The following is a 20598-nucleotide window of genomic DNA, read 5'->3' as shown; positions in this document are numbered from 1 at the left end:
GTCCAGTCTCTTATACCAGCGTCGTCAACGCCTCGCGGCTGAAGGGCAGGATGTCGCCCTCGCGCCCTTCGCGCACCTTCACAGCCCAGTCCGGGTCAACCAGCAGCGCACGGCCCACCGCCACCAAGTCAAACTCATCATCGTTCAGGCGCTGCAGCAGGTTTTCCAGGCTGGCGGGCTGCGCAATCTTGTCAGTGTTGACCATAAACTGCAGGAACTCGCCGTCCAGGCCGACGCTGCCTACGGTGATCGTCGGCTTACCGGTGAGCTGGCGCGTCCAGCCGGCCAGGTTGAGATCGGAGCCTTCGAATTCCGGCTCCCAGAAACGACGGGTGGAGCAGTGGAAAATATCAACGCCAGCGTCAGCCAACGGCGTGAGAAATTCACTCAACGCCTGCGGTGTTTGTACCAGGCGCGCCGTATAGTCTTGCTGCTTCCACTGGGAGAAACGCAGGATGATCGGAAAATCCGGGCCCACTGCGGCGCGGGTCGCCTGGATCAACTCGATGGCAAAGCGCGAACGGTTGGCCTGGCTACCGCCGTATTCGTCGGTGCGCTGGTTGCTACCCTCCCAGAAAAACTGGTCTACCAGGTAACCGTGGGCGCCGTGGATTTCTACACCGTCCATGCCGATGGCCTGGGCGTCCTTGGCGGCTTGGGCGAAGGCATTGACCACGTCCTTGATGTCCTGGGCCGTCATGCCGTGAACCATCACCTTGCCGTCCTTGAGTTTTTCCATCGGGCCGTAGGCCGGCACGCTGGCGTCAGGCTCGGTGCCGATGCGGCGCACACTGCCCACATGCCACAGCTGTGGCACGATCTTGCCGCCTTCGGCGTGTACCGCGTCGACCACTTTCTTCCAACCGGCCAAGGCGGCTTCACCGTAGAAATGCGGGACGTTGGGGTAGCCGTTGGACGCCGGGTGGTCGACCACGGTGCCTTCAGTGATGATCAGGCCCACACCGGCAGCGGCGCGACGGCGGTAGTATTCGATGACTTTGGAGTTGGGTACGCCCCCCGGGGAGAACGAACGGGTCATGGGGGCCATGACCACGCGGGTAGACAGTTGCAATGCACCGAGCTGGAAAGGTTTGAACAAGGCTTGGACCGGCATGGCAGCACTCCACCGCAAAGAAATTTATGATGCGGATAATATGGGCAGTGCAGCGTGCCGAATAGCACTATTGATCTGGGTGATTAAGGGGATAAAAGTAGCCGAATACTTGTAGGAGCGAGTTTGCTCGCGAAGAACCCAAACACACGCGTTAAGTCAGGATAAACGCGTTACCGTTGGCGATCTTCGCGAGCAAGCTCGCGCCTACAGTGGGTGTGTTTCAGCTCAGGGCTTTTTCGATGGCCTGCACGATTGTCGGGTCGTCCGGAGCGGTACGCGGCGAGAAGCGCGCCAATACCCGGCCGTCTTTACCCAACAGGAACTTCTCGAAGTTCCAAGTGATATCCCCCGGAAACTCTGCACCCTCGCCCGCCAATAGACGGTACAACTGGTGACGGTCAGGACCGTTCACCTCGAGCTTGCTGCCCAGGGGAAAGGTCACGCCGTAGTTCAGGCTGCAGAACTCGCGGATCTCTTCCTCGGAGCCCGGCTCCTGGCCTGCAAACTGGTTGCACGGCAAGCCAAGCACCGAAAACCCCTGGTTTTTGTATTGCTGGTAGAGGCTTTCCAATGCCGCATATTGCGGGGTCAAACCACATTTGGACGCCACATTGACCACCAGCACAACCTGGCCCTTAAAGGGCGCCAGCGGCAGCTCTTGTCCGTCCAAGGCTTTGAGTTTCAGATCGTGGAAAGCACTCATGACGAACTCCAGATATCCCATGTTCTTTGCATTGCAGCCCTTGGAGCTTACAACCCGCAAGACTGCAATCATAGACGTCGGTGACGAAACACGCTTGCCGGTTACTGAGCGGTCGGCCACGGCAAGATTGGAATCGCCGTCACCGCATTCTGCGGGCTGCCTTCGATCAGACGGTCGCTGTAGACCAGGTACACCAGGGTATTGCGCTTCTTGTCGAGAAAACGCACCACCTGCATGGTCTTGAATACCAGGGAGGTGCGCTCCTTGAACACTTCGTCACCGTCCTTGAGCTCGCCCTTGAAGCGGATCGGGCCGACCTGGCGACAAGCAATCGAGGCTTCGGCGCGGTCTTCGGCCAGACCCAGGCCGCCTTTGACGCCGCCGGTCTTGGCGCGGGAGAGGTAGCAGGTCACGCCATCGACCTTGGGGTCGTCAAACGCTTCGACCACGATCCGGTCGTTGGGGCCGACAAACTTGAACACTGTCGAGACCTGGGCAATCTCTTCGGCCGAGGCCAGTAGTGGCATGGCGAGCAACAGGCCAAGCAATCCCTTCATTACGCGCATCAGGTATTCCTTCGTTTAAACCAGAATGAGGTTATCGCGGTGCACCAGTTCCGGTTCCGCCATATAGCCCAAGAGTCCGACAATGGCGTCAGACGATTGTCCAATAATCTTCTGCGCTTCAAGGGCGCTGTAGTTGGCCAGGCCACGGGCGATCTCGCGCCCGTCCGGTGCCACGCACACCACCATCTCGCCACGGCGGAAGCTGCCCTGCACCAATTTGACGCCCACCGGCAGCAGGCTCTTGTTGCCCTGGGACAACGCCGACACCGCACCCGCGTCCAGCACCAGGGTGCCACGGGTTTGCAGGTGCCCGGCCAGCCACTGCTTGCGCGCAGCCAGCATGCCGCGCTCCGGCGACAGCAGCGTACCGATGCGCTCACCGGCCTTGAGACGGTCCAGCACGCGTTCCAGGCGCCCACCGACGATGATGGTGTGAGCACCGGAACGCGCGGCCAGCCGAGCGGCGCGCAGCTTGGTCTGCATGCCGCCGCGGCCCAGCGCACCACCGACACTGCCGGCGACTGCATCCAGCGCCGGATCATCGGCGCGGGCTTCGTAGATCAACTGGGCATCGGGGTTATTGCGCGGGTCGGCGTCGAACATGCCATCGCGATCGGTGAGGATCACCAGCAGGTCGGCTTCCACCAAATTGGCCACCAGGGCGGCCAGGGTGTCATTGTCGCCGAAGCGGATTTCGTCGGTGACCACCGTATCGTTTTCGTTAATCACGGGAATGACCTTGAGCTCCACCAAGGCGCGCAAGGTGCTGCGGGCGTTGAGGTAGCGCTTGCGGTCGGACAGGTCGTCGTGGGTCAACAGGATTTGCGCGGTATGGCGACCGTGCTCGGCAAAGCTGGACTCCCAGGCTTGCACCAGGCCCATCTGGCCGATGGCGGCGGCAGCTTGCAGTTCGTGCATCGCGCTGGGTCGCGCGGTCCAGCCGAGGCGGCTCATTCCGGCGGCAACGGCCCCGGAGGAGACAAGCACCAACTCGACGCCTGCTTCATGCAAGGCCACCATCTGCTCGACCCAGACGCCCATGGCTGCGCGATCCAGACCTTTGCCATCCGCCGTCAGCAGCGCACTTCCGATCTTCACGACCCAGCGCTGCGCACCTGTCACTTTGCTCCGCATCATCTTCAACCTTAGAGTGAGGGCCGCGCGACCCAGCGCCGCCCATAACGTTATACCCGGATACCAAAACGCCGCTCCTGGGAGCGGCGTTCAAGTTTATCGCAACGGATCAGTCGCGCACGTAAATGATTTCGGGGCCATCTTCATCATCCACGTCTTCTTCGTCCCAGTCATCGTCGCCGATGTCATGGACCGACTTCACGCCGCTGCGGCGCAGGGCACGCTGGTCGTCCAGGGCCTGCAACTGGGCGCGGGCCTCGTCTTCGATCTGCTGGTCGAGCTCGGCAAGCTCGGCCTTGAATACCGGGTCGGCCGCCAGGCGGTCGGCGCGGTCTTCCAGGTAACGCATGATGTCGCGGGTCAGGCGCTCGGTGCCTTCTTTGGCAATCGCCGAGATCACGTAGACCGGACCTTCCCACTCCAGGCGATCAACGATTTCCTTGACACGTTCTTCGTGCTCTTCCTCGAGGATCTGGTCGCACTTGTTCAGTACCAGCCAGCGATCACGCTCGGCCAGGGCAGGGCTGAACTTGGTCAGCTCGCTGACGATCACTTCGGCGGCGTCTGCAGCACTGGTGTCATCCAACGGCGCCATGTCGACCAGATGCAACAGCAAACGGGTGCGGGACAAGTGCTTGAGGAAGCGAATCCCCAGGCCTGCGCCATCGGAGGCACCTTCGATCAGGCCGGGAATATCGGCGACTACAAAGCTTTTCCAGCGGTCGACGCTGACCACGCCCAGGTTTGGCACCAGGGTAGTGAACGGGTAGTCGGCGACCTTCGGCTTGGCGGCCGATACCGAGCGGATAAAGGTACTTTTGCCGGCGTTCGGCAGGCCCAGCAGGCCCACGTCGGCGAGTACCTTCATTTCCAGCTTCAGGTCACGCTGCTCGCCCGGCTTGCCCGGCGTGGTCTGGCGCGGCGCACGGTTGGTACTGGACTTGAATCGGGTGTTACCCAGACCGTGCCAGCCGCCCTGCACAACCATCAGCTTCTGGCCGGCCTTGGTCAGGTCGCCAATCACTTCCTGGGTCGCAGAGTCGATGATAGTTGTACCGACCGGTACGCGCAGTACCAGGTCTTCACCTTTTTTACCGGTGCAGTCGGTGCTGCCGCCGTTGGAGCCACGCTCGGCATCGAAGTGCCGGGTGTAACGGTAGTCGACCAGGGTGTTGAGGTTTTCGTCGGCCATCATGTAGATGGAACCGCCGTCACCGCCATCACCGCCGTTAGGGCCACCGTTCTCGATGAATTTTTCGCGACGGAAACTCATGCAACCGTTACCGCCGTCACCTGCTTTTACTCGGATGGAAACTTCATCAACGAACTTCATAACAAAACGCCTCTCGCCGCATGGGCGAGCTTAAGAAACCAAGACATAAGACTCTTGCAAAAATGAGCGCAGCGACCTCAAGCAACGACCGCAAATCCTGCTGCCCTCGCCCATTACAAACAGCTTTGCAAGAGACTCACTCCACAAACGAAAAAGCCCCGTCGCAAGACAGGGCTTTTCCAGCGATCTCGCAATTAAGCTGCGACAACGCTCACGTAACGGCGGTTGAACGCGCCCTTTACTTCGAACTTGATCACGCCTTCGATTTTCGCGAAGAGGGTGTGATCTTTACCCATGCCTACACCGTAACCGGCGTGGAATTGGGTGCCGCGCTGACGCACGATGATGTTGCCCGGAATGATTTTCTGGCCGCCATACATCTTCACGCCAAGGCGTTTGGCTTCTGAGTCGCGACCGTTACGGGTACTACCACCAGCTTTTTTGTGTGCCATGAGTCAATTCTCCTAGTGAGGAATTAGGCTGAAATTAAGCCTGAATACCGGTGATTTTGATCTCGGTGTACCACTGGCGGTGGCCCATACGCTTCATGTGGTGCTTACGACGACGGAACTTGATGATGCGGACTTTATCGTGACGACCTTGGGAGATCACTTCAGCCACAACGGTAGCGCCAGCAACGACTGGAGCGCCGATGTTCACGTCATCGCCATTGGCGACCAACAGAACGCGATCAAAAGTAACGGATTCGCCGGTAGCGATTTCCAGTTTTTCGATCTTCAGGTATTCACCTGGGGCGACCTTGTATTGCTTGCCACCAGTAACAATTACTGCGTACGACATGGTATTTCTCCGATAATCCTGCTCACCCAGCGCTTTATAAGAAGAGGTATTGGCTGGCATGGCTGCATGGGATGGACGTCCCGAATGCAATTGCGTAAGGCAGGTGCTGCCCAGGAAGTTCAGGGTGCGCGATTGTACGCAAGCTATGGGAGGCTTGCAAGGGGCCGTCTATCGCGCCTTGACACCCGGGGGTCAGGGTCCTAGCATGCCGCGCAACCCTTCTGGAGCGACTGTCGCTGATGCAACCCCAAGCTTTCTACCGCGCGGTCGCGGACGATTTTAGCGCCGTCGACGGCATCATCAAGCAGCAGCTGACGTCTAACGTGCCGCTGGTCTCCAAAATTGGCGACTACATTACGTCGGCGGGCGGCAAACGCCTGCGTCCTTTATTAGTGTTGCTGTGTGGCAAGGCCCTGGGCCGCGAAGGCGATGACCTGCGCCTGTTGGCCGCCACCATTGAGTTCCTGCACACCGCCACCCTGCTGCATGACGATGTGGTCGACATGTCCGGCATGCGCCGTGGTCGCGAGACCGCCAATGCCATGTGGGGCAACGCGCCGAGCGTGCTGGTGGGCGACTTCCTGTATTCGCGCTCGTTCGAAATGATGGTCGAGCTGGGCTCGATGCCGGTGATGAAGATCCTTTCACAGGCCACGCGCATCATCGCCGAAGGCGAAGTGTTGCAGCTGTCTAAAGTCCGCGACGCCAGCACCACCGAAGAAACCTATATGGAAGTGATTCGCGGCAAAACCGCGATGCTCTTCGAAGCGTCCACTCACAGTGCCGCCGCGCTGTGTGGCGCTACCGCCGAACAGGCCGAAGCCCTGCGCACTTTTGGTGATCACCTGGGCGTGGCGTTCCAACTGGTAGACGACCTGCTCGACTACAAGGGCGACGCCGAGACCCTGGGCAAGAACGTCGGTGATGACCTGGCCGAGGGCAAGCCGACCTTGCCGCTGATCTACACCATGCGCGAAGGCACGCCGGAACAGGCCGCCCTGGTGCGCAAGGCGATCCAGAAAGGCGGGATCGAAGACTTGGAGGCCATCCGCGCTGCCGTGGAAGCGTCCGGTTCCCTGGAGTACACCGCGCAACTGGCGCGTGACTATGTGGCCCGTGCGATCCAGTGCCTGGAAGCCTTGCCGGCCAGTGAATACCGGGATGCATTGGTTGAGCTGAGCGAGTTTGCGGTCGCCCGCACTCACTAAAATCACCAGCAGACGCAGGACAATGTGGGAGGGGCGTGCGACGATTCGACTTGCTCCCGATAGCAGTAGGTCAGCCAATATATAAGGTGGCTGATACACCGCCATCGGGAGCAAGCCCCCTCCCACATTTGGAATCCATTGCCAATTCAAGATCCCGCCCGCGCTACAAAACCCTATATAATGTGCGACTTTTAGTCATCCCTGAACCTCAAGGAGCTTTAGTGAGCACGTTGCCACCCTGCCCGAAATGCAATTCCGAATACACCTACGAAGACGGCACCCAACTGGTCTGCCCGGAATGCGCCCATGAGTGGTCCGCCACTGGCGAGGCCGAAGTGGCCGGCGATGAAACCGTGAAGAAAGACTCTGTGGGTAACGTCCTGCAGGACGGCGACACCATCACCGTGATCAAGGACCTCAAGGTCAAGGGCACCTCCCTGGTGGTCAAGGTCGGTACCAAGGTCAAGAACATCCGCCTGTGCGACGGTGACCACGATATCGACTGCAAGATCGACGGTATCGGCCCGATGAAACTCAAGTCCGAGTTCGTGCGCAAGGTCTGATCCTGCTGCATCCATCCCGCGCCAGCCGCGGGATGGCGTTTCGCCCTCCCGATTGATCGATAACAATATCCACACAAAAAAACCCGGAAACCGCCAATAGATACTTGCTATTCTACGAATAAGAATTATTCTCATTGAACCCATCAAGGAGAACGACCATGACTTATTTGATAGATGCCTGGCTGGATCGCCCACACCCTTACCTGCGAATCCTGCATCGGGAAACCGGCGAAGTCTGTGCGGTGCTCGAGGAAGACGCGCTGAACGAATTGCAGGACCAGGGAGACCTCGACGTCAATGGCCTGAGTTCCAGTGAGCCTGGAGTACTGAAGGAAGTGGTAAGGAATCTGTTTCTGTTCTGCTATGCCCGAGCGTTGCGCCCGGCGACGGATCTGAATGGCAAGTTCCACCCATGAACAAACTGGCAAATCCCTGTTGGGGCGAACGCGTTCGCCCCAACAGGTAATCGGCTACAGGTCTTACAGAACGTCGAGCAGTTCGACGTCGAATACCAGAACGCTGTGCGGCGGGATGCTGCCAACGCCTTGAGCGCCGTAAGCCAGTTCGCTCGGCACGTACAGACGCCATTTGCTGCCGGCATTCATCAGTTGCAGGGCTTCGGTCCAGCCAGCGATTACGCCGCCAACCGGGAATTCTGCAGGCTGGCCACGCTCGTAGGAGCTGTCGAATACAGTGCCGTCGATCAGGGTGCCGTGGTAGTGAGTACGCACTTGATCTTCACGGGTCGGCTTGGCGCCGGTACCGGCTGTCAGCACTTCAAATTGCAGGCCGGAAGCCAGGGTGGTGATGCCATCGCGCTTCGCGTTTTCAGCCAGGAATGCCAGGCCGGCGCCAGCGGCTGCTTCAGCCTTGGCAGCCGCTTCGGCTTGCATGATTTCGCGGATCACTTTGAAACTGGCAGCCATTTGCTCCTGGTCAACACGGCTTGGCTTGCCCGCGAACGCGTCGGTCAGGCCGGCCAGGATCGCGTCCAGGCTCACACCCGGTGGCGGGTTGTCGCGCAGTTGGTCGCCCAACTGACGGCCGATACCGTAGCTGACGCGGGTTTCGTCGGTGGACAGATTGACTTCGGACATGAAGAGGCTCCGCTATAGGACAACACGGTTTCCCGCGCCGCCCAGAACTAAAAGGGCCCGCAGACTAGCACACAAGGGCGGCCCATGATCAGCCCCCTCCCCCGGCCATCAGAGCGCCAGGTGGTAGGTCAGGTACAGCCGAATGACACCTCTTCGTCGCCCGGCAAGAAAAGTATTTCAGAATTGTCCATTGCCGCCGATACAGCCCTACACATCTTGGCTGGCTCAAACAACAACACACCGTCCAGCAGACAGACATCACTCTTCAAGGAGCTTTCGATGAACAGCTGGTTCGGTAACATCAGCGTCAATCTCAAACTCGGCCTGGGCTTTGGCCTGGTGCTGGTCCTCACCTCGATCCTGGCACTCACCGGCTGGACCAGCCTGGGCGGCCTGATCGACCGTAGTAACTGGATGAGCGACATCACCCAGCTCAACGCCTCGTTGACCAAGCTGCGGATCGTGCGCTTGCAATACATGCTGGCCAACGGCGACGAAGCCGTGGCGCAGAACGTGCAGACCAGCCTCGAGGCCTTCGCCGCCCAGCAACAGAAGCTGCTGGACAGCTTCAAGAGCCCGGAAAACCTCAAGCTGCTCAATGAGCAGAAAGCCGTCATTACCGCTTACCGCCAGTCCCTGAACAAGATGCGCGAGGCCTACCGGAATGGCAACGCCGCGCGCGACGTCATGGGCGCCAAGGCCGACATCGCCAATGCGCAGATCAATGCGCTGGAAACCAGCGTGCAGCAAGCGCCCGATAGTCCGGAGCGCTTCACTCAATTTTCGGCCGTGACCCAAGCCAAGAACGAGTTCCAGCAAGCTCGCTACGAAGTGCGTGGCTATACCAATAGCCCCAGCGCAGAAAACGAAGCCCGCGCCGCTGCACAAATCGAAAAAGCCGTCGCTGGTTTGAAAACCCTCAGCGCCGTATTCGGTACTGGCCAGCAAACCGCATTGACCGCACTGGAAACCGCGCTGAGTGACTATCGCAGCGCTGTGCAAAGCTACAAGGCGGCGAACGCCAACATCGTTACCGCCCGCGCCGAAATGACCACCCAAGGCGCCGATATCGTGACGATCAGCGACAAGCTGTACGACATCCAGTTGGAACGTCGCGACGCTGAAAGCACCCAGGCCCGTAGCCTGCAATTGATCAGCACCTTGCTGGCCCTGCTGGTCGGCGTCATCGCGGCGTGGGTCATCACCCGCCAGATCACGCGCCCGATCCAAGACACCCTGGCCGTGGTCGAGCGCATCGCTTCCGGCGACCTGAGCCACAACATCCAGGTGACCCGTCGTGATGAACTGGGCGTGTTGCAACAAGGCATCCAGCGTATGGGCACGACCCTGCGTGAACTGATCAGCGGCATTCGCGATGGCGTGACTCAGATCGCCAGCGCCGCCGAAGAACTGTCGGCCGTGACCGAACAGACCAGCGCCGGCGTGAACAGCCAGAAGATCGAGACCGATCAGGTCGCCACCGCCATGCATGAAATGACCGCCACCGTGCAGGAGGTCGCGCGCAATGCCGAGCAAGCTTCCCAGGCGGCTTCCGACGCCGACGGCCAGGCCCGTGAAGGCGACAAGGTGGTGGCCGAAGCCATCGCCCAGATCGAACGCCTGGCCGCCGAAGTGGCACGCTCCACCGACGCCATGACGCACCTGCAGCAAGAGAGCAACAAGATCGGCAGTGTGATGGACGTGATCAAGGCAGTGGCCGAACAAACCAACCTGCTGGCCCTCAACGCCGCCATTGAAGCGGCGCGTGCCGGTGAAGCCGGCCGTGGCTTTGCCGTGGTCGCCGACGAAGTGCGTGGCCTGGCCCAGCGTACGCAGAAATCCACCGAAGAAATCGAAGGCCTGGTGGCCGGCTTGCAGAACGGCACCCAGCAAGTAGCCAACGTGATGAACAACAGCCGCAGCCTCACCGACAGCAGTGTTGAACTGACGCGCAAGGCCGGCGTGTCACTGGAAAACATCACCCGTACGGTGTCGAATATCCAGTCGATGAACCAGCAGATTGCAGCGGCCGCCGAGCAGCAGAGCGCCGTAGCGGAAGAGATCAGCCGCAGTATCGTGAATGTGCGGGATGTGTCTGAGCAGACGGCGACGGCCAGTGATGAGACAGCCAAGTCGAGTGTGGAACTGGCTCGGCTGGGTAGCCAGTTGCAGCAAATGGTCAGTCATTTCCGGGTTTAAAAAACCAAAAAAGCCGCCTCGATTTAAGCTGAGGCGGCTCCACTTCTCAGACCTTACAGGCCATCAAAGCTGTCCCGCAGGAATGTCCACACGTGATAAACACGTAGGGCATTCACTACGAGGTTCCACGTACGTCGTGCAAACTTAGACATACTCGGCCCTCCTTGAGTTGGGCCTTACCTCCAGCGCACTTACCGGAACACGTGAGCCTTTGGACGCGGGTCAATGCGTCCTTTGAGGTGGCCGGGCTAGTGGTCCTTCCGCATCAATCCGGCACGGATTACTAGCCCGTGGCGGTCGGTCCAGAATTCGCGCGCATACCCGGCCCACCCAAAAGCGACAAACGCAGAACGGGGAAGATCCTAACCAACATTCCCGTCTAAGGTGTGTCCAATAGTGGTCAAATATCCAGTATCGTCCGATAGATTCATTGCAAGCTTTTGCAGTCAACTCAGACAAGAGAAAGATGCCTAAAGTATCCATGCCGGCCATCGTTCCGTCTTGCGTGACGACGTGACCGGCGGTAGTATCCACCTGCGGGTCAATGCGTCCTTTGAGATAGCAAACCCCAGCCACTCACTGGGTTTGCAATAAAAAACCGCCCTACTAAGGCGGTTTTTTATTGCCTGCCATTTACCCATCAGCCCTCGCTGTCCTCGGCAAACACCAGCCGATTCCCAAACGGATCACTGATGCTCATCTCCCGCGAGCCCCAAGGCGTTTCCTCAACCCCGGGCTTGGCATAACGGTAATCTTTGGCCAGCAACTGCTGCTGATACGCGTCCACTTCTGTCGCCTGAATCCGCACCGTCGACCCCGGCGAAGCATCGCCATGGTGCTCGGACAAATGCAGCACGCATTCGCCCAGCGACACTTGCAGGTACAACGGAAAATTCGCCTCGAACCGATGCTGCCAATCGACCTTGAACCCCAGGAAGTCGACGTAGAACTCCAACGCCTTGGTCTCGTCGAAAATCCGCAGGATGGGGGTGACTTTTCCTAAGTTCATTGCAACCGCTCCGTGTATGAGAACGCCCACTATAGAGACGAAAACCCGTCACGCAAATCCCCACTGCGCGCCAGGAATCGTCCTGGCCGCTGGCCGTTGGCCTGCCCATCGCTGTAGCTCAGTACGCCGTTGACCCACACGCCATCAATCCCCTCTGCTGCGCGCTGCGGTGCCTTGAAGTCCGCCACATCACGCACCCGCAACGGATCGAACAACACCAGGTCAGCCCAGTACCCTTCGCGGATTTCGCCACGCTCGGATAAGCCAAAGCGCGCTGCCGAAAGGCCAGTCATCTTGTGCACCGCCGTGTGCAACGGGAACAAGCCGACATCGCGGCTGAAGTGCCCCAGCACCCGTGGAAATGCGCCCCACAAACGCGGGTGGGGGAACGGGTCTTCGGGCAAACCATCGGAGCCCACCATCGACAACGGATGGGCGAGGATGCGCCGCACATCGTCTTCGTCCATCCCGTAGTACACCGCCCCCGCCGGTTGCAGGCGACGCGCGGCGTCCATTAGCGAAACGCCCCACTCGGCAGCGATAGCCTGCAAATCACGCCCACCCATTTCGGGGTGCGGCGTCGACCAGGTGATGGTGATCCGGAACGCGTCAGTGACTTGCTTGAGGTCCAGGGTCGAGGAGCTGGCGGCATAGGGATAGCAATCACAGCCCACCGGATGGTTTTTCGCCGCGGCTTCCAGTGACGCCAACAACTGCGGACTACGCCCCCAATTACCAGCACCGGCGCATTTAAGATGGGAAATAATCACCGGCACCTTGGCATGACGACCGATCAGAAACGCCTCCTCCATCGCCTCCAGTACCGGCTCGAATTCGCTGCGTAAGTGGGTGGTGTACACCGCACCGTAGGCCGTCAACTCTTCGGTGAGCTGCAACACTTCATCGGTTTCGGCATTGAACGCACTGGCGTAGGCCAAGCCTGTGGATAAGCCCAGGGCACCGGCTTCCAGGCTCTCTTGCAGCTGTACACGCATCGCCGTGATTTCACCGGGCGAGGCAGTACGGTACAGGTCATCCATATGATTGCTGCGTAACGCCGTGTGGCCGATTAACGCGGCGACGTTTACCGCCGGATGGGCGTCCTGCACTGCGTTGCGATAGTCGCTGAACCGCGGATAGCAGAACGCCTCACGGCCGCCCAGCAAGTTCATCGGGTCTGGCGGGGCACCACGCAAACTCACCGGCGAGGCACTGATTCCACAGTTGCCGACAATCACCGTGGTCACGCCCTGGCTGAGCTTGGGCAGCATCTGTGGGTGGCGGATCACCATGGTGTCATCGTGGGTGTGCACGTCGATAAAACCCGGTGCCAATACGCGCCCATGTGCCTCGATAACATGCTCGGCCTTGGCTGTGGATAAGTCGCCAATCGTCTGGATTCGGCCACCGCGCAATCCCACATCAGCAAGATAACCCGGGGTGTTGCTGCCATCGATGATCAGCGCCTGGCGTATCAGCGTGTCGTACTTCATATCAGTCTCCAAGCGGCAGGCTGTCAGGGCCGCCGCGGTAATCGTCGAGGGCCAGTTTGATCCGGCGCAGGCGCTCCTGGTTATCGTCCGGCAGGGCCAGCGCCAGCTCGGTGGCGAGCAGGTCGATGGCCAGCAGCATGCCGTAGCGGGCTGCGGTGGGCTTGTAGATAAAACTGGTTTCCGCCGGTTGCAGCGGCAGCAACACATCCGCCAACTGCGCCAGGGGCGAATCGGCGAGCGTGATGGCGACGATGCGGGCGTCGTAGCTGCGCGCCAGCTGCACCACCTCCAATAGCTCGGGGGTCAGTCCAGTGAGGGAGCAGACGATCAACGCGTGCTCCGGTCCCAATGTGGCCGCCGTGACCCGCATCATCACCGGGTCATGACTGGCGGCAATCGAGTAGCCCAGCCGCACCAGGCGTACCTGCAATTCATCACTGCACAGGCTTGACGGGCCGCCCATGCCGAATGCATGGATCATCCGCGCCTTGCCCAACAGATTGACCGCATCGACGAAACTGTGTTGATTGAACCCCGACAGGTGCTGACGCAGCGTCGCCTCGATATCGCCGAGGATCTGCCGATGAAACGCCGATTGTTCCGGCAACCCCGCAGGGTCCAAAAAGCGGCTGCCCACACCACTGGCCTGGGCCAATTGCAGGCGCAAATCGCGCAAGTCGCGGCAGCCGACGCTACGGGCAAAGCGTGACAAGGTGGCGGTACTGACCTCGGCCCGCTGGGACAATGCTTCCAGGCTGGCCGAGGCGGCAAAGCCCACATCCTCAAGCATCAGCTTGGCGATACGCCCTTCGCCGGCGCTGAAAGAGTCCTGGCGGGCGCGGATCTGGTAAAGGATGTCCATGGGGGCTCCGGGTTACAGGATGAGGCTCATAAAACCAGTGACAGGCCGTAGGTGAGACCGAAGGCGACCAGCGATATCAGGGTCTCCAGCACGGTCCAGGTCTTGAAAGTCTGGATCACTGTCATATTGAAGTATTCCTTGATCAGCCAGAAGCCGCCGTCATTAACGTGTGAAAAGATCACCGAACCCGCGCCGGTCGCCAGTACCAGCAATTCGGGGTGTGGATAACCCAGGCCCAGGGCGACGGGAGCGACTACGCCGGACGCAGTGGTCATGGCGACCGTGGCCGAGCCGGTGGCGATACGCATCAGGGCGGCGAACAGCCAGCCCATTACCAGTGGCGACAAGTGGAACGCATGGGCCAGGCCGAGGATTTCATTGGTCACACCGGCGTCCACCAGAATGCGATTCAAACCACCGCCCGCCCCCACCAGCAAGGTGATACTGGCCGTCGGCGCCAGGCATTCGTTGGTGAACTTGAGAATCGACTCACGGTTGAAGCCCTGGGCCAGGCCCAGGGTCCAGAAGCTCACCAGGGTCGCCACCAGCAGGGCAATCACAGAGTTGCCGATAAACAGCAGGAACTGGTTGAAGCCGGTGCCTGGGGTGGAAATCACGTTAGCCCAACCACCGATCATCATCAGCACCACCGGCAACAGGATGGTGCCCATGGTCAACGCGAAGCTGGGCAGGCGGGTACGCGGTTCGCGCTCGATGAACTGGCGCTCCAACGGGTTTTCCGCCGGCAGGTGGATATGCGGCACGATGAACTTGGCATAGACGGGGCCGGCGATGATCGCCGTGGGGATACCGATCAAAATCGCATACAGCACTGTCTGGCCGACCGAAGCGTTGTAGGCCAGCACCGCCATCATCGCCGCCGGGTGCGGCGGCACCAGCGCATGCACCACCGACAGGCCGGCGACCATCGGCAGGCCGACCATCAGGATCGATACGCCCACGCGCCGCGCCACGGTAAAGGCGATCGGCACCAGCAGCACAAACCCGACCTCGAAAAACAGCGGCAGCCCCACCAGGAACGCAATGCACACCATCGCCCAGTGGGCATTGCGCTCACCGAAGCGGTTGATCAGCGTGCGCGCCACCTGCTCGGCGCCACCGGATTCGGCCATCATCTTGCCGAGCATGGTGCCCAGCGCCACCACCAGAGCGATGTGCCCCAGGGTTTTACCCACGCCCGCCTCATAGGACCCCATGATGGTGTCGGCCGGCATGCCGGCCATCAGCGCCAGGCCGATAGACACCAGGGTGATGACAATAAACGGGTTGAGTCGGTAACGTGCAATCAGCACGATCAATGCAATGATGGCAATGGCAGCGTATGCCAATAGCCCGAAGCCCGGTGATGCGGCCATGCGGTACTCCTCGGAAAGGGTCACGTCGAATTGGTTGTGAAACTCATAAATCATTACCGAAGAGCATTTTCAATTTTTATGAAAGTAATTTTCGCCCACAGATAAGCGCTGTCGCTTGGGGATATGTCCAGCGCCAGCCCATGAAAATTCGGGGTGTGTTCTTACATGAAGATCAGAGGATGTCGGAAACTCAAGCGCCGCCCTCGAGTCATAGAATGCGCCCTCACTCTGTTCAGGAAACCGCTCATGATTCGCACCACAATCGCCGCCAGCGCCCTGCTTCTGTCCCTATGCGGCAGCGCATTTGCCGCTGACAATGCCGCATTGAAGAAATGCATGGACAGCGCCAACACCACGGTGGACATGGTCAACTGCAACGCCAAGCAAACCAAGGTGCAGGACGAACGCCTGAACCGTGCCTACAAGACCGCTATCGCCGCCCAGGACGGCGCGCGCAAGCAGCAACTGCAAGATGTGCAGCGCCTGTGGATCAAGTACCGCGACGCCAATTGCGCCTTTGCCGGCAGTGCCACCGGCGGCACTATTGATCAGGTCAACGGTTCCGGCTGCGTGCTGGACATGACCCAGAACCGCGCCCAGGAGCTCGAAGACCTGGTCGGGCCCTAATAACTACCCTGTCACCTGTAGGAGCGAGGGGGACGCCTAGTTCTTGCTCGCGAAAAACTCGAGAACGCCGCGTAGAGTCAGCAGGGCCGCGTCATCGTTGGCGATTTTCGCGAGCAAGCTCGCTCCTACAGCGGCAGGTGTTCAGTCGTGGTGAACCTTCGCACGCTTGAGCAGCTTCTTGCAGCGCTCGGATAAATGCAGTACCCGCAGGTGCTTGCCGGCCTTGGAGTAGCGTTCACGCAGGGTCATCAGCGCGGCAATCGCCGAATAGTCGACAAAGCTCAGGTGACGGCAATCCAGCGTGACCTGGGCCGGGTCGTTGGCCGGGTCGAATTGATTCAGGAACGGCGTGGTCGAGGCAAAGAACAAGGTGCCATGCAGGCGGTAAAGCTTGCTGCCGTCAGCCTCCAGGTGTTCATCCGCGTACAGCTCCCGCGCCTGCTGCCAGGCGAAGTTCAGCGCCGCGATGACGATACCGCACAACACCGCGGTGGCCAGGTCGGTAAACACCGTGATGATCGTCACCGTCATGATCACCAGCACGTCATTGAGCGGCACCTTGTTGATCACCCGCAGCGACGCCCAGGCGAAGGTCTGCTGCGACACCACGAACATCACGCCCACCAGCGCCGCCAGCGGAATTCGCTCGATCAGCGGTGACAGAAACAGAATGAACAACAGGATCATTACCCCGGCAAATACCCCGGAGAAACGCCCGCGCCCGCCGGAGCTGAGGTTGATCACGGTTTGCCCGATCATCGCGCAACCACCCATGCCACCGAACAGGCCCGAAACCATGTTCGCTGCGCCCAGGGCCACGCTTTCGCGGTCGGGGTAGCCACGGGTCTCGGTGATTTCATCGGTGAGGTTGAGGGTCAGCAGGGTTTCCAACAGGCCGACCATCGCCATCAGGAACGCGTAGGGCGCGATGATGCCGAGGGTTTCCAGGGTCCAGGGGATCTGCGGCAGGGCGAAGGTTGGCAAGCCACCGGCGATATGCGCCATATCGCCCAAGGTGCGGGTCGGCAGGCCAAGCAGGTAGACCGCCAGGCCAACCCCCAGGATCGCCACCAGCGCGGGGGGCACGGCACGGGTCAAGCGCGGCAGCAGGTAGACAATCGCCATGGTCACCACCACCAGGCCGGTCATCACATACAACGGCGTGCCACTGAGCCAGTGTTCGCCGCTCTTGAAATGCTCGAGTTGAGCCAGCGCAATGATGATCGCCAGGCCGTTGACGAAACCGAGCATCACCGAGTGCGGCACCATGCGTACCAGCTTGCCCAGGCGCAGCAGGCCGAACGCGACCATGATCAGCCCGCCCAGCAGCACCGTCGCCAGCAGATACTCCACCCCGTGTTGCACCACCAGCGCGACGATCACCACCGCCATCGAACCGGCCGCGCCCGAGACCATGCCCGGGCGACCGCCGAACAACGCAGTCAGGGTGCAGATGATAAAGGCGCCGTAGAGCCCCATCAGCGGGTTGAGGTGCGCCACCAGGGCAAAGGCGATGCATTCTGGCAGCAGCGCGAAAGACGTGGTGAGGCCGGCCAGGGCATCGGCGCGCAGACGGGTGAATTTCATGGAGTACCAAGGAGTTGCGGGAGATAAGGCGGGGAATGGTACGGAATTGCGGCGGGTGGGGCTAGCCTCCAGAACTGAGTGGCCCCAATCGGGAGCAAGCCCCCTCCCACACTTGAATGCATTCCAAAGTTGGAAATCGGTCAAATGTGGGAGGGGGCTTGCTCCCGATAGCTACACCCAGGCCTCAAGCGAATCAGACCATCTCGTCGCGAATCCACTCCACCACCGACGTACGCTTGGGCACCCAGCCCAGCAACTCACGGGCATGCTTGCCACGCACCCGGCTGTTGGAACCCAGCCCGTAGTTGGCCATTTCATAACCCCATTCGGCCTCAGCCTCGGCCAATGGCCAATCCTGCGGCTCACTCAGGTTCAGTGCTTGGGCAATGGCCTTGGTCATGTCGATAAACGCTGCTTCGCCGCTCTCCACAAAATAGAACGTGCCGGGCACGTTTTTGGTCAGCGCCAGCTGGTACAGGGCCACCACGTCTTCGATATGCACGTTGGACCAGATGTTCTGCCCCGGGCCCACATGGCGCACCACACCACTTTTGCGCGCCTGCTTGAGCAAGCGCGGCAATTGCACGCTGTCACGCTTCACGCCCAGGCTGTGGCCGTAGATCAGGGTGTTGCAGATCACCGCCGAATTGACCCCGTCGTTGGCGGCCGCGAGGATCAGGTTGTCGATCGCCACTCGCGCGGCCTTGTCGACGGTCGGCTCCGGCAGGTTGTCTTCGAAGTAGATGACATCGCTGGCCTTGCCGCCCGACGCATCGCCGACAATGCTCGAACCGCTGGTGTGCAGGAACGGCTTGTTCGAGCCTTTCAACGCGGCCAGCAGGATTTCCACGGCGGCGCGATGGTCGCTGCTGGCGGCATTGATCACTGCATCGGCCTTGTGCGCCTGTTCGGTCAACACGGCGGCGTCGTCAAGGGTGCCGATCACCGGGGTGACACCCAGTGCGGTCATCTCGGCAGCTTGCTCGACGCTGCGCACCAGGCCGATGACGTGGTAGCCGGCCTTGACCAGACCGGTGGCGATGGAACCGCCGATAAACCCTGCGGCGCCGGTAACGAATACGTTCATGGAGATTGCTCCTGACTGGGTAAGTGATGGGGCCAGTATCAAGCACCCTTCCCAGCCGAATAAGCCCGTATCGCCCAATTCACTCTTGCGTGCAGGTCACGAATCAGCGGGCATACCGCGCCAGTTTGGCCTGAATAAAATCGAGGAAACACTGGATGCGCAACGCCAATTGCGAGTTGCGGTAGAACACCGCGTGGATGGGCTGGCGATAGCCGCTGTTGAACGCCTCCAGCATCGGCACCAGGCGCCCGGTGTCGATGTCGTCGATAGTCATGAAGTTCGACAGGCAGCAAATGCCCTGCCCCTCCAGCGCTAATTGCCGCACCGTTTCGCCACTGGAGGCGCTGACGCTGGGCTGGATCAGCCAGCGATCACCGTCCACATGGCGCAGCGGCCAGTGGTTGAGGGTTTCGGTGTGGGTGAAGCCAAGCAGTGTGTGACCGGCCAACTCGGCGACCGTCGTCGGCGTGCCGTACCGCTTGAGATAGTCGGGGCTGGCAAGGATATGCAGCGGGGTCGAACCCAGGAAACGCGCATGCAGGGTCGAATCGGCCAGGGCGCCGATGCGAATGGCGATGTCGGTGCTTTGCTCGAGCAGGTCGATGATCAGGTCATCGCTGTTGAGCTCCAGCTGGATATCCGGGTAGAGGCTGCGGAATTCGGCGATGTACGGCACGATCCCGTGCAGCATGAACGGCACGGCGGCGTTGATACGCAGGCGGCCGGCCGGTTTTTTCTGGCGCGACGACAGGCGCTCTTCCAGTTCATCCATCTGTGCCAGGATCACCTTGGCCTGCTCGAAGAAATACTTGCCTTCCTCGGTCAGGTCCATGCGCCGGGTGGTGCGGTTGATCAAGGTGGTGTCGAGCTTGGCCTCCAGGCGCGACAAGGTGCGACTGACTGCCGAAGGGGTCTGTCCGACCTGCTCCGCCGCGGCGGAAATCGAACCGCACTCAATCACGCTGACGAAAATCTGTAGCTCATCGGATCGGGCTTTCACAGGCGCTCCTCGTAATCGGTTCAGCGCAGCTTACACCGAGCGGTTGGCGACTCAGCCACTGATCAACAGGTGGGTCCCCAACAGCGCCATGCCGATAAAGAAAACGCGCTTGAACAACACTGCGCTGATGCGCTGGCGCAGCGCCTGGCCCAGCCACATGCCCAGCAGCGCCGGCAGCAGTGCCAACATTGAAGCGCTGATCTCACCGCCGCCCAAGGCGCCCCGCCACGCCAGGCCTGCGGCGAGCGCCAGGGTCGATACGCTGAACGACAGGCCCAGTGCCTGCACCAACTGATCGCGATTCAAACCCAAGGCTTGCAGATAGGGCACAGCGGGAATCACGAACACGCCGGTCGCCGAGGTGATAAGGCCAGTGACGGCGCCGCACAACGGCCCCAGCCAATGCTCGGTGGCCGGGTCTACCCGCAATGTCGGCAGGAACAGCCCGCTCAACGCATACATCAGCAACGCCGCACCCAACCCACGCACCACCCAAGTCCCGCTCCCCATGCCCAGCCACACACTGCCAAGCCCGGTGCCGAGGAAAATCAACAACAGCATCGGCCACAAGCGTTTGACCAAGGCGTTCAAATGGCCGCCAAACGCCAGTTGCCAGAGGTTGGTCACTGTCGAAGGAATGATCAGCAAGGCTGCAGCCTGCGCCGGCAACATAGCCAGGCCGAGCATGCCCATGGCCACGGTGGGCAGGCCCAGGCCAATGATGCCCTTGACCGTGCCGGCCAGCAGGAAGGTGCCGATCACCAGCAACGTCAAGGCAGGACCAAGGTTTTGATAGAACGCGAGAAAGGTATTCATGCGCGTCATTGTGGGAGCTTTCG

At 60.5% G+C, this 20598-nt stretch carries 21 protein-coding genes and 1 pseudogene; 6 read left to right on the top strand and 16 right to left on the bottom strand.

Going from position 1 to position 20598, the window contains the following annotated elements:
* Positions 1 to 10: 10 nt before the first annotated feature.
* The 7 genes from KVH01_RS13770 to rplU all read right to left on the bottom strand — a co-directional run bounded on the left by KVH01_RS13770 (position 11) and on the right by rplU (position 5651).
* Complete coding sequence (locus KVH01_RS13770; RefSeq protein ID WP_217881809.1) at positions 11 to 1114, bottom strand: NADH:flavin oxidoreductase; 1104 nt, start codon at positions 1112 to 1114, stop codon at positions 11 to 13.
* 220 nt (positions 1115 to 1334) lie between these two features.
* Positions 1335 to 1817 carry a glutathione peroxidase gene (locus KVH01_RS13765; protein ID WP_217881808.1) on the bottom strand — a complete coding sequence of 161 codons (483 nt, stop codon included), beginning with the start codon at positions 1815 to 1817 and terminating at the stop codon, positions 1335 to 1337.
* 101 nt (positions 1818 to 1918) lie between these two features.
* Positions 1919 to 2383: a CreA family protein gene (locus tag KVH01_RS13760; RefSeq protein ID WP_043046770.1), complete on the bottom strand. Its 465-nt coding sequence runs from the start codon at positions 2381 to 2383 to the stop codon at positions 1919 to 1921.
* Positions 2384 to 2398: 15 nt separating this feature from the next.
* Positions 2399 to 3517: a glutamate 5-kinase gene (gene proB, locus KVH01_RS13755; RefSeq protein WP_043046769.1), complete on the bottom strand. Its 1119-nt coding sequence runs from the start codon at positions 3515 to 3517 to the stop codon at positions 2399 to 2401.
* Between the two features lie 109 nt (positions 3518 to 3626).
* On the bottom strand, positions 3627 to 4850 hold the full coding sequence (cgtA, locus tag KVH01_RS13750; protein ID WP_005791308.1) for an Obg family GTPase CgtA: 1224 nt from the start codon (positions 4848 to 4850) through the stop codon (positions 3627 to 3629).
* A gap of 194 nt (positions 4851 to 5044) precedes the next feature.
* Positions 5045 to 5302, bottom strand: a complete 258-nt coding sequence (rpmA, locus tag KVH01_RS13745) for a 50S ribosomal protein L27 (RefSeq protein ID WP_003176049.1) — start codon at positions 5300 to 5302, stop codon at positions 5045 to 5047.
* 34 nt (positions 5303 to 5336) lie between these two features.
* Positions 5337 to 5651 carry a 50S ribosomal protein L21 gene (gene rplU / locus KVH01_RS13740; RefSeq protein ID WP_003176051.1) on the bottom strand — a complete coding sequence of 105 codons (315 nt, stop codon included), beginning with the start codon at positions 5649 to 5651 and terminating at the stop codon, positions 5337 to 5339.
* Between the two features lie 239 nt (positions 5652 to 5890).
* On the opposite strand from rplU, the gene KVH01_RS13735 reads away from it, so the two are divergent.
* From KVH01_RS13735 to KVH01_RS13725, 3 genes are all read left to right on the top strand, one after another.
* Positions 5891 to 6859, top strand: a complete 969-nt coding sequence (locus KVH01_RS13735; protein WP_043046768.1) for a polyprenyl synthetase family protein — start codon at positions 5891 to 5893, stop codon at positions 6857 to 6859.
* Positions 6860 to 7080: 221 nt separating this feature from the next.
* A complete protein-coding gene (locus tag KVH01_RS13730; protein ID WP_046069494.1) occupies positions 7081 to 7422 on the top strand; it encodes a zinc ribbon domain-containing protein YjdM in 342 nt (113 codons plus the stop codon).
* 158 nt (positions 7423 to 7580) lie between these two features.
* Positions 7581 to 7838 carry a PA4570 family protein gene (locus KVH01_RS13725; protein WP_043046766.1) on the top strand — a complete coding sequence of 86 codons (258 nt, stop codon included), beginning with the start codon at positions 7581 to 7583 and terminating at the stop codon, positions 7836 to 7838.
* 63 nt (positions 7839 to 7901) lie between these two features.
* Here the strand turns inward: KVH01_RS13725 and KVH01_RS13720 are convergent, their stop codons facing one another.
* A complete protein-coding gene (locus tag KVH01_RS13720; protein WP_003194089.1) occupies positions 7902 to 8519 on the bottom strand; it encodes an FKBP-type peptidyl-prolyl cis-trans isomerase in 618 nt (205 codons plus the stop codon).
* A gap of 84 nt (positions 8520 to 8603) precedes the next feature.
* On the opposite strand from KVH01_RS13720, the pseudogene KVH01_RS30580 reads away from it, so the two are divergent.
* Both KVH01_RS30580 and KVH01_RS30575 read left to right on the top strand, forming a co-directional pair.
* Positions 8604 to 9863, top strand: a pseudogene (locus KVH01_RS30580) (methyl-accepting chemotaxis protein); the annotation flags it as partial.
* Positions 9855 to 10718: a methyl-accepting chemotaxis protein gene (locus KVH01_RS30575; RefSeq protein WP_371851119.1), complete on the top strand. Its 864-nt coding sequence runs from the start codon at positions 9855 to 9857 to the stop codon at positions 10716 to 10718. The pseudogene KVH01_RS30580 and the gene KVH01_RS30575, both read left to right, overlap by 9 nt.
* Before the next feature lie 640 nt (positions 10719 to 11358).
* Here the strand turns inward: KVH01_RS30575 and KVH01_RS13710 are convergent.
* The 4 genes from KVH01_RS13710 to KVH01_RS13695 are packed head-to-tail and all read right to left on the bottom strand — an operon-like array spanning position 11359 to position 15458.
* Complete coding sequence (locus tag KVH01_RS13710; protein WP_217881806.1) at positions 11359 to 11727, bottom strand: glyoxalase superfamily protein; 369 nt, start codon at positions 11725 to 11727, stop codon at positions 11359 to 11361.
* 29 nt (positions 11728 to 11756) lie between these two features.
* The gene (locus tag KVH01_RS13705) at positions 11757 to 13220 is read right to left on the bottom strand and encodes an N-acyl-D-amino-acid deacylase family protein (protein ID WP_217881805.1); all 1464 of its coding nucleotides are present in this window, start codon (positions 13218 to 13220) and stop codon (positions 11757 to 11759) included.
* 1 nt (position 13221) lies between these two features.
* A complete protein-coding gene (locus tag KVH01_RS13700) occupies positions 13222 to 14082 on the bottom strand; it encodes a MurR/RpiR family transcriptional regulator (protein ID WP_217881804.1) in 861 nt (286 codons plus the stop codon).
* A 26-nt stretch (positions 14083 to 14108) separates the two neighbouring features.
* On the bottom strand, positions 14109 to 15458 hold the full coding sequence (locus KVH01_RS13695) for a GntT/GntP/DsdX family permease (protein WP_068967798.1): 1350 nt from the start codon (positions 15456 to 15458) through the stop codon (positions 14109 to 14111).
* Between the two features lie 246 nt (positions 15459 to 15704).
* Here KVH01_RS13695 and KVH01_RS13690 point away from each other — a divergent pair, with 246 nt between their 5' ends.
* The gene (locus KVH01_RS13690; protein ID WP_217881803.1) at positions 15705 to 16085 is read left to right on the top strand and encodes a lysozyme inhibitor LprI family protein; all 381 of its coding nucleotides are present in this window, start codon (positions 15705 to 15707) and stop codon (positions 16083 to 16085) included.
* A gap of 141 nt (positions 16086 to 16226) precedes the next feature.
* On the opposite strand, the gene KVH01_RS13685 is transcribed toward KVH01_RS13690, so the two are convergent.
* From KVH01_RS13685 to KVH01_RS13670, 4 genes are all read right to left on the bottom strand, one after another.
* On the bottom strand, positions 16227 to 17672 hold the full coding sequence (locus tag KVH01_RS13685; protein ID WP_217881802.1) for a SulP family inorganic anion transporter: 1446 nt from the start codon (positions 17670 to 17672) through the stop codon (positions 16227 to 16229).
* A 193-nt stretch (positions 17673 to 17865) separates the two neighbouring features.
* Positions 17866 to 18759: an NAD-dependent epimerase/dehydratase family protein gene (locus tag KVH01_RS13680; RefSeq protein ID WP_217881801.1), complete on the bottom strand. Its 894-nt coding sequence runs from the start codon at positions 18757 to 18759 to the stop codon at positions 17866 to 17868.
* A 103-nt stretch (positions 18760 to 18862) separates the two neighbouring features.
* On the bottom strand, positions 18863 to 19759 hold the full coding sequence (locus KVH01_RS13675; protein WP_217881800.1) for a LysR substrate-binding domain-containing protein: 897 nt from the start codon (positions 19757 to 19759) through the stop codon (positions 18863 to 18865).
* 51 nt (positions 19760 to 19810) lie between these two features.
* Positions 19811 to 20575 (bottom strand): sulfite exporter TauE/SafE family protein, encoded by a 765-nt coding sequence (locus KVH01_RS13670; protein ID WP_217881799.1) that lies wholly within the window; start codon positions 20573 to 20575, stop codon positions 19811 to 19813.
* Positions 20576 to 20598 lie beyond the last annotated feature (23 nt).

The sequence above is a fragment of the Pseudomonas khavaziana genome (assembly GCF_019145205.1).
GTDB classification, from domain to species: Bacteria; Pseudomonadota; Gammaproteobacteria; order Pseudomonadales; family Pseudomonadaceae; genus Aquipseudomonas; species Aquipseudomonas khavaziana.
Note: the sequence above shows the minus strand (reverse complement) of the source record. Positions and strands in the feature narration are given on the sequence as shown.

Excerpts from the sequence above, each read along its gene's own strand:
- KVH01_RS13770 (WP_217881809.1), bottom strand. The coding sequence starts at position 1,114 with ATGCCGGTCCAAGCCTTGTTCAAACCTTTCCAGCTCGGTGCATTGCAA.
- KVH01_RS13765 (WP_217881808.1), bottom strand. The coding sequence starts at position 1,817 with ATGAGTGCTTTCCACGATCTGAAACTCAAAGCCTTGGACGGACAAGAG.
- KVH01_RS13760 (WP_043046770.1), bottom strand. The coding sequence starts at position 2,383 with ATGCGCGTAATGAAGGGATTGCTTGGCCTGTTGCTCGCCATGCCACTA.
- proB (WP_043046769.1), bottom strand. The coding sequence starts at position 3,517 with ATGCGGAGCAAAGTGACAGGTGCGCAGCGCTGGGTCGTGAAGATCGGA.
- cgtA (WP_005791308.1), bottom strand. The coding sequence starts at position 4,850 with ATGAAGTTCGTTGATGAAGTTTCCATCCGAGTAAAAGCAGGTGACGGC.
- rpmA (WP_003176049.1), bottom strand. The coding sequence starts at position 5,302 with ATGGCACACAAAAAAGCTGGTGGTAGTACCCGTAACGGTCGCGACTCA.
- rplU (WP_003176051.1), bottom strand. The coding sequence starts at position 5,651 with ATGTCGTACGCAGTAATTGTTACTGGTGGCAAGCAATACAAGGTCGCC.
- KVH01_RS13735 (WP_043046768.1), top strand. The coding sequence starts at position 5,891 with ATGCAACCCCAAGCTTTCTACCGCGCGGTCGCGGACGATTTTAGCGCC.
- KVH01_RS13725 (WP_043046766.1), top strand. The coding sequence starts at position 7,581 with ATGACTTATTTGATAGATGCCTGGCTGGATCGCCCACACCCTTACCTG.
- KVH01_RS13720 (WP_003194089.1), bottom strand. The coding sequence starts at position 8,519 with ATGTCCGAAGTCAATCTGTCCACCGACGAAACCCGCGTCAGCTACGGT.
- KVH01_RS30575 (WP_371851119.1), top strand. The coding sequence starts at position 9,855 with ATGGGCACGACCCTGCGTGAACTGATCAGCGGCATTCGCGATGGCGTG.
- KVH01_RS13710 (WP_217881806.1), bottom strand. The coding sequence starts at position 11,727 with ATGAACTTAGGAAAAGTCACCCCCATCCTGCGGATTTTCGACGAGACC.
- KVH01_RS13705 (WP_217881805.1), bottom strand. The coding sequence starts at position 13,220 with ATGAAGTACGACACGCTGATACGCCAGGCGCTGATCATCGATGGCAGC.
- KVH01_RS13700 (WP_217881804.1), bottom strand. The coding sequence starts at position 14,082 with ATGGACATCCTTTACCAGATCCGCGCCCGCCAGGACTCTTTCAGCGCC.
- KVH01_RS13695 (WP_068967798.1), bottom strand. The coding sequence starts at position 15,458 with ATGGCCGCATCACCGGGCTTCGGGCTATTGGCATACGCTGCCATTGCC.
- KVH01_RS13690 (WP_217881803.1), top strand. The coding sequence starts at position 15,705 with ATGATTCGCACCACAATCGCCGCCAGCGCCCTGCTTCTGTCCCTATGC.
- KVH01_RS13685 (WP_217881802.1), bottom strand. The coding sequence starts at position 17,672 with ATGAAATTCACCCGTCTGCGCGCCGATGCCCTGGCCGGCCTCACCACG.
- KVH01_RS13680 (WP_217881801.1), bottom strand. The coding sequence starts at position 18,759 with ATGAACGTATTCGTTACCGGCGCCGCAGGGTTTATCGGCGGTTCCATC.
- KVH01_RS13670 (WP_217881799.1), bottom strand. The coding sequence starts at position 20,575 with ATGAATACCTTTCTCGCGTTCTATCAAAACCTTGGTCCTGCCTTGACG.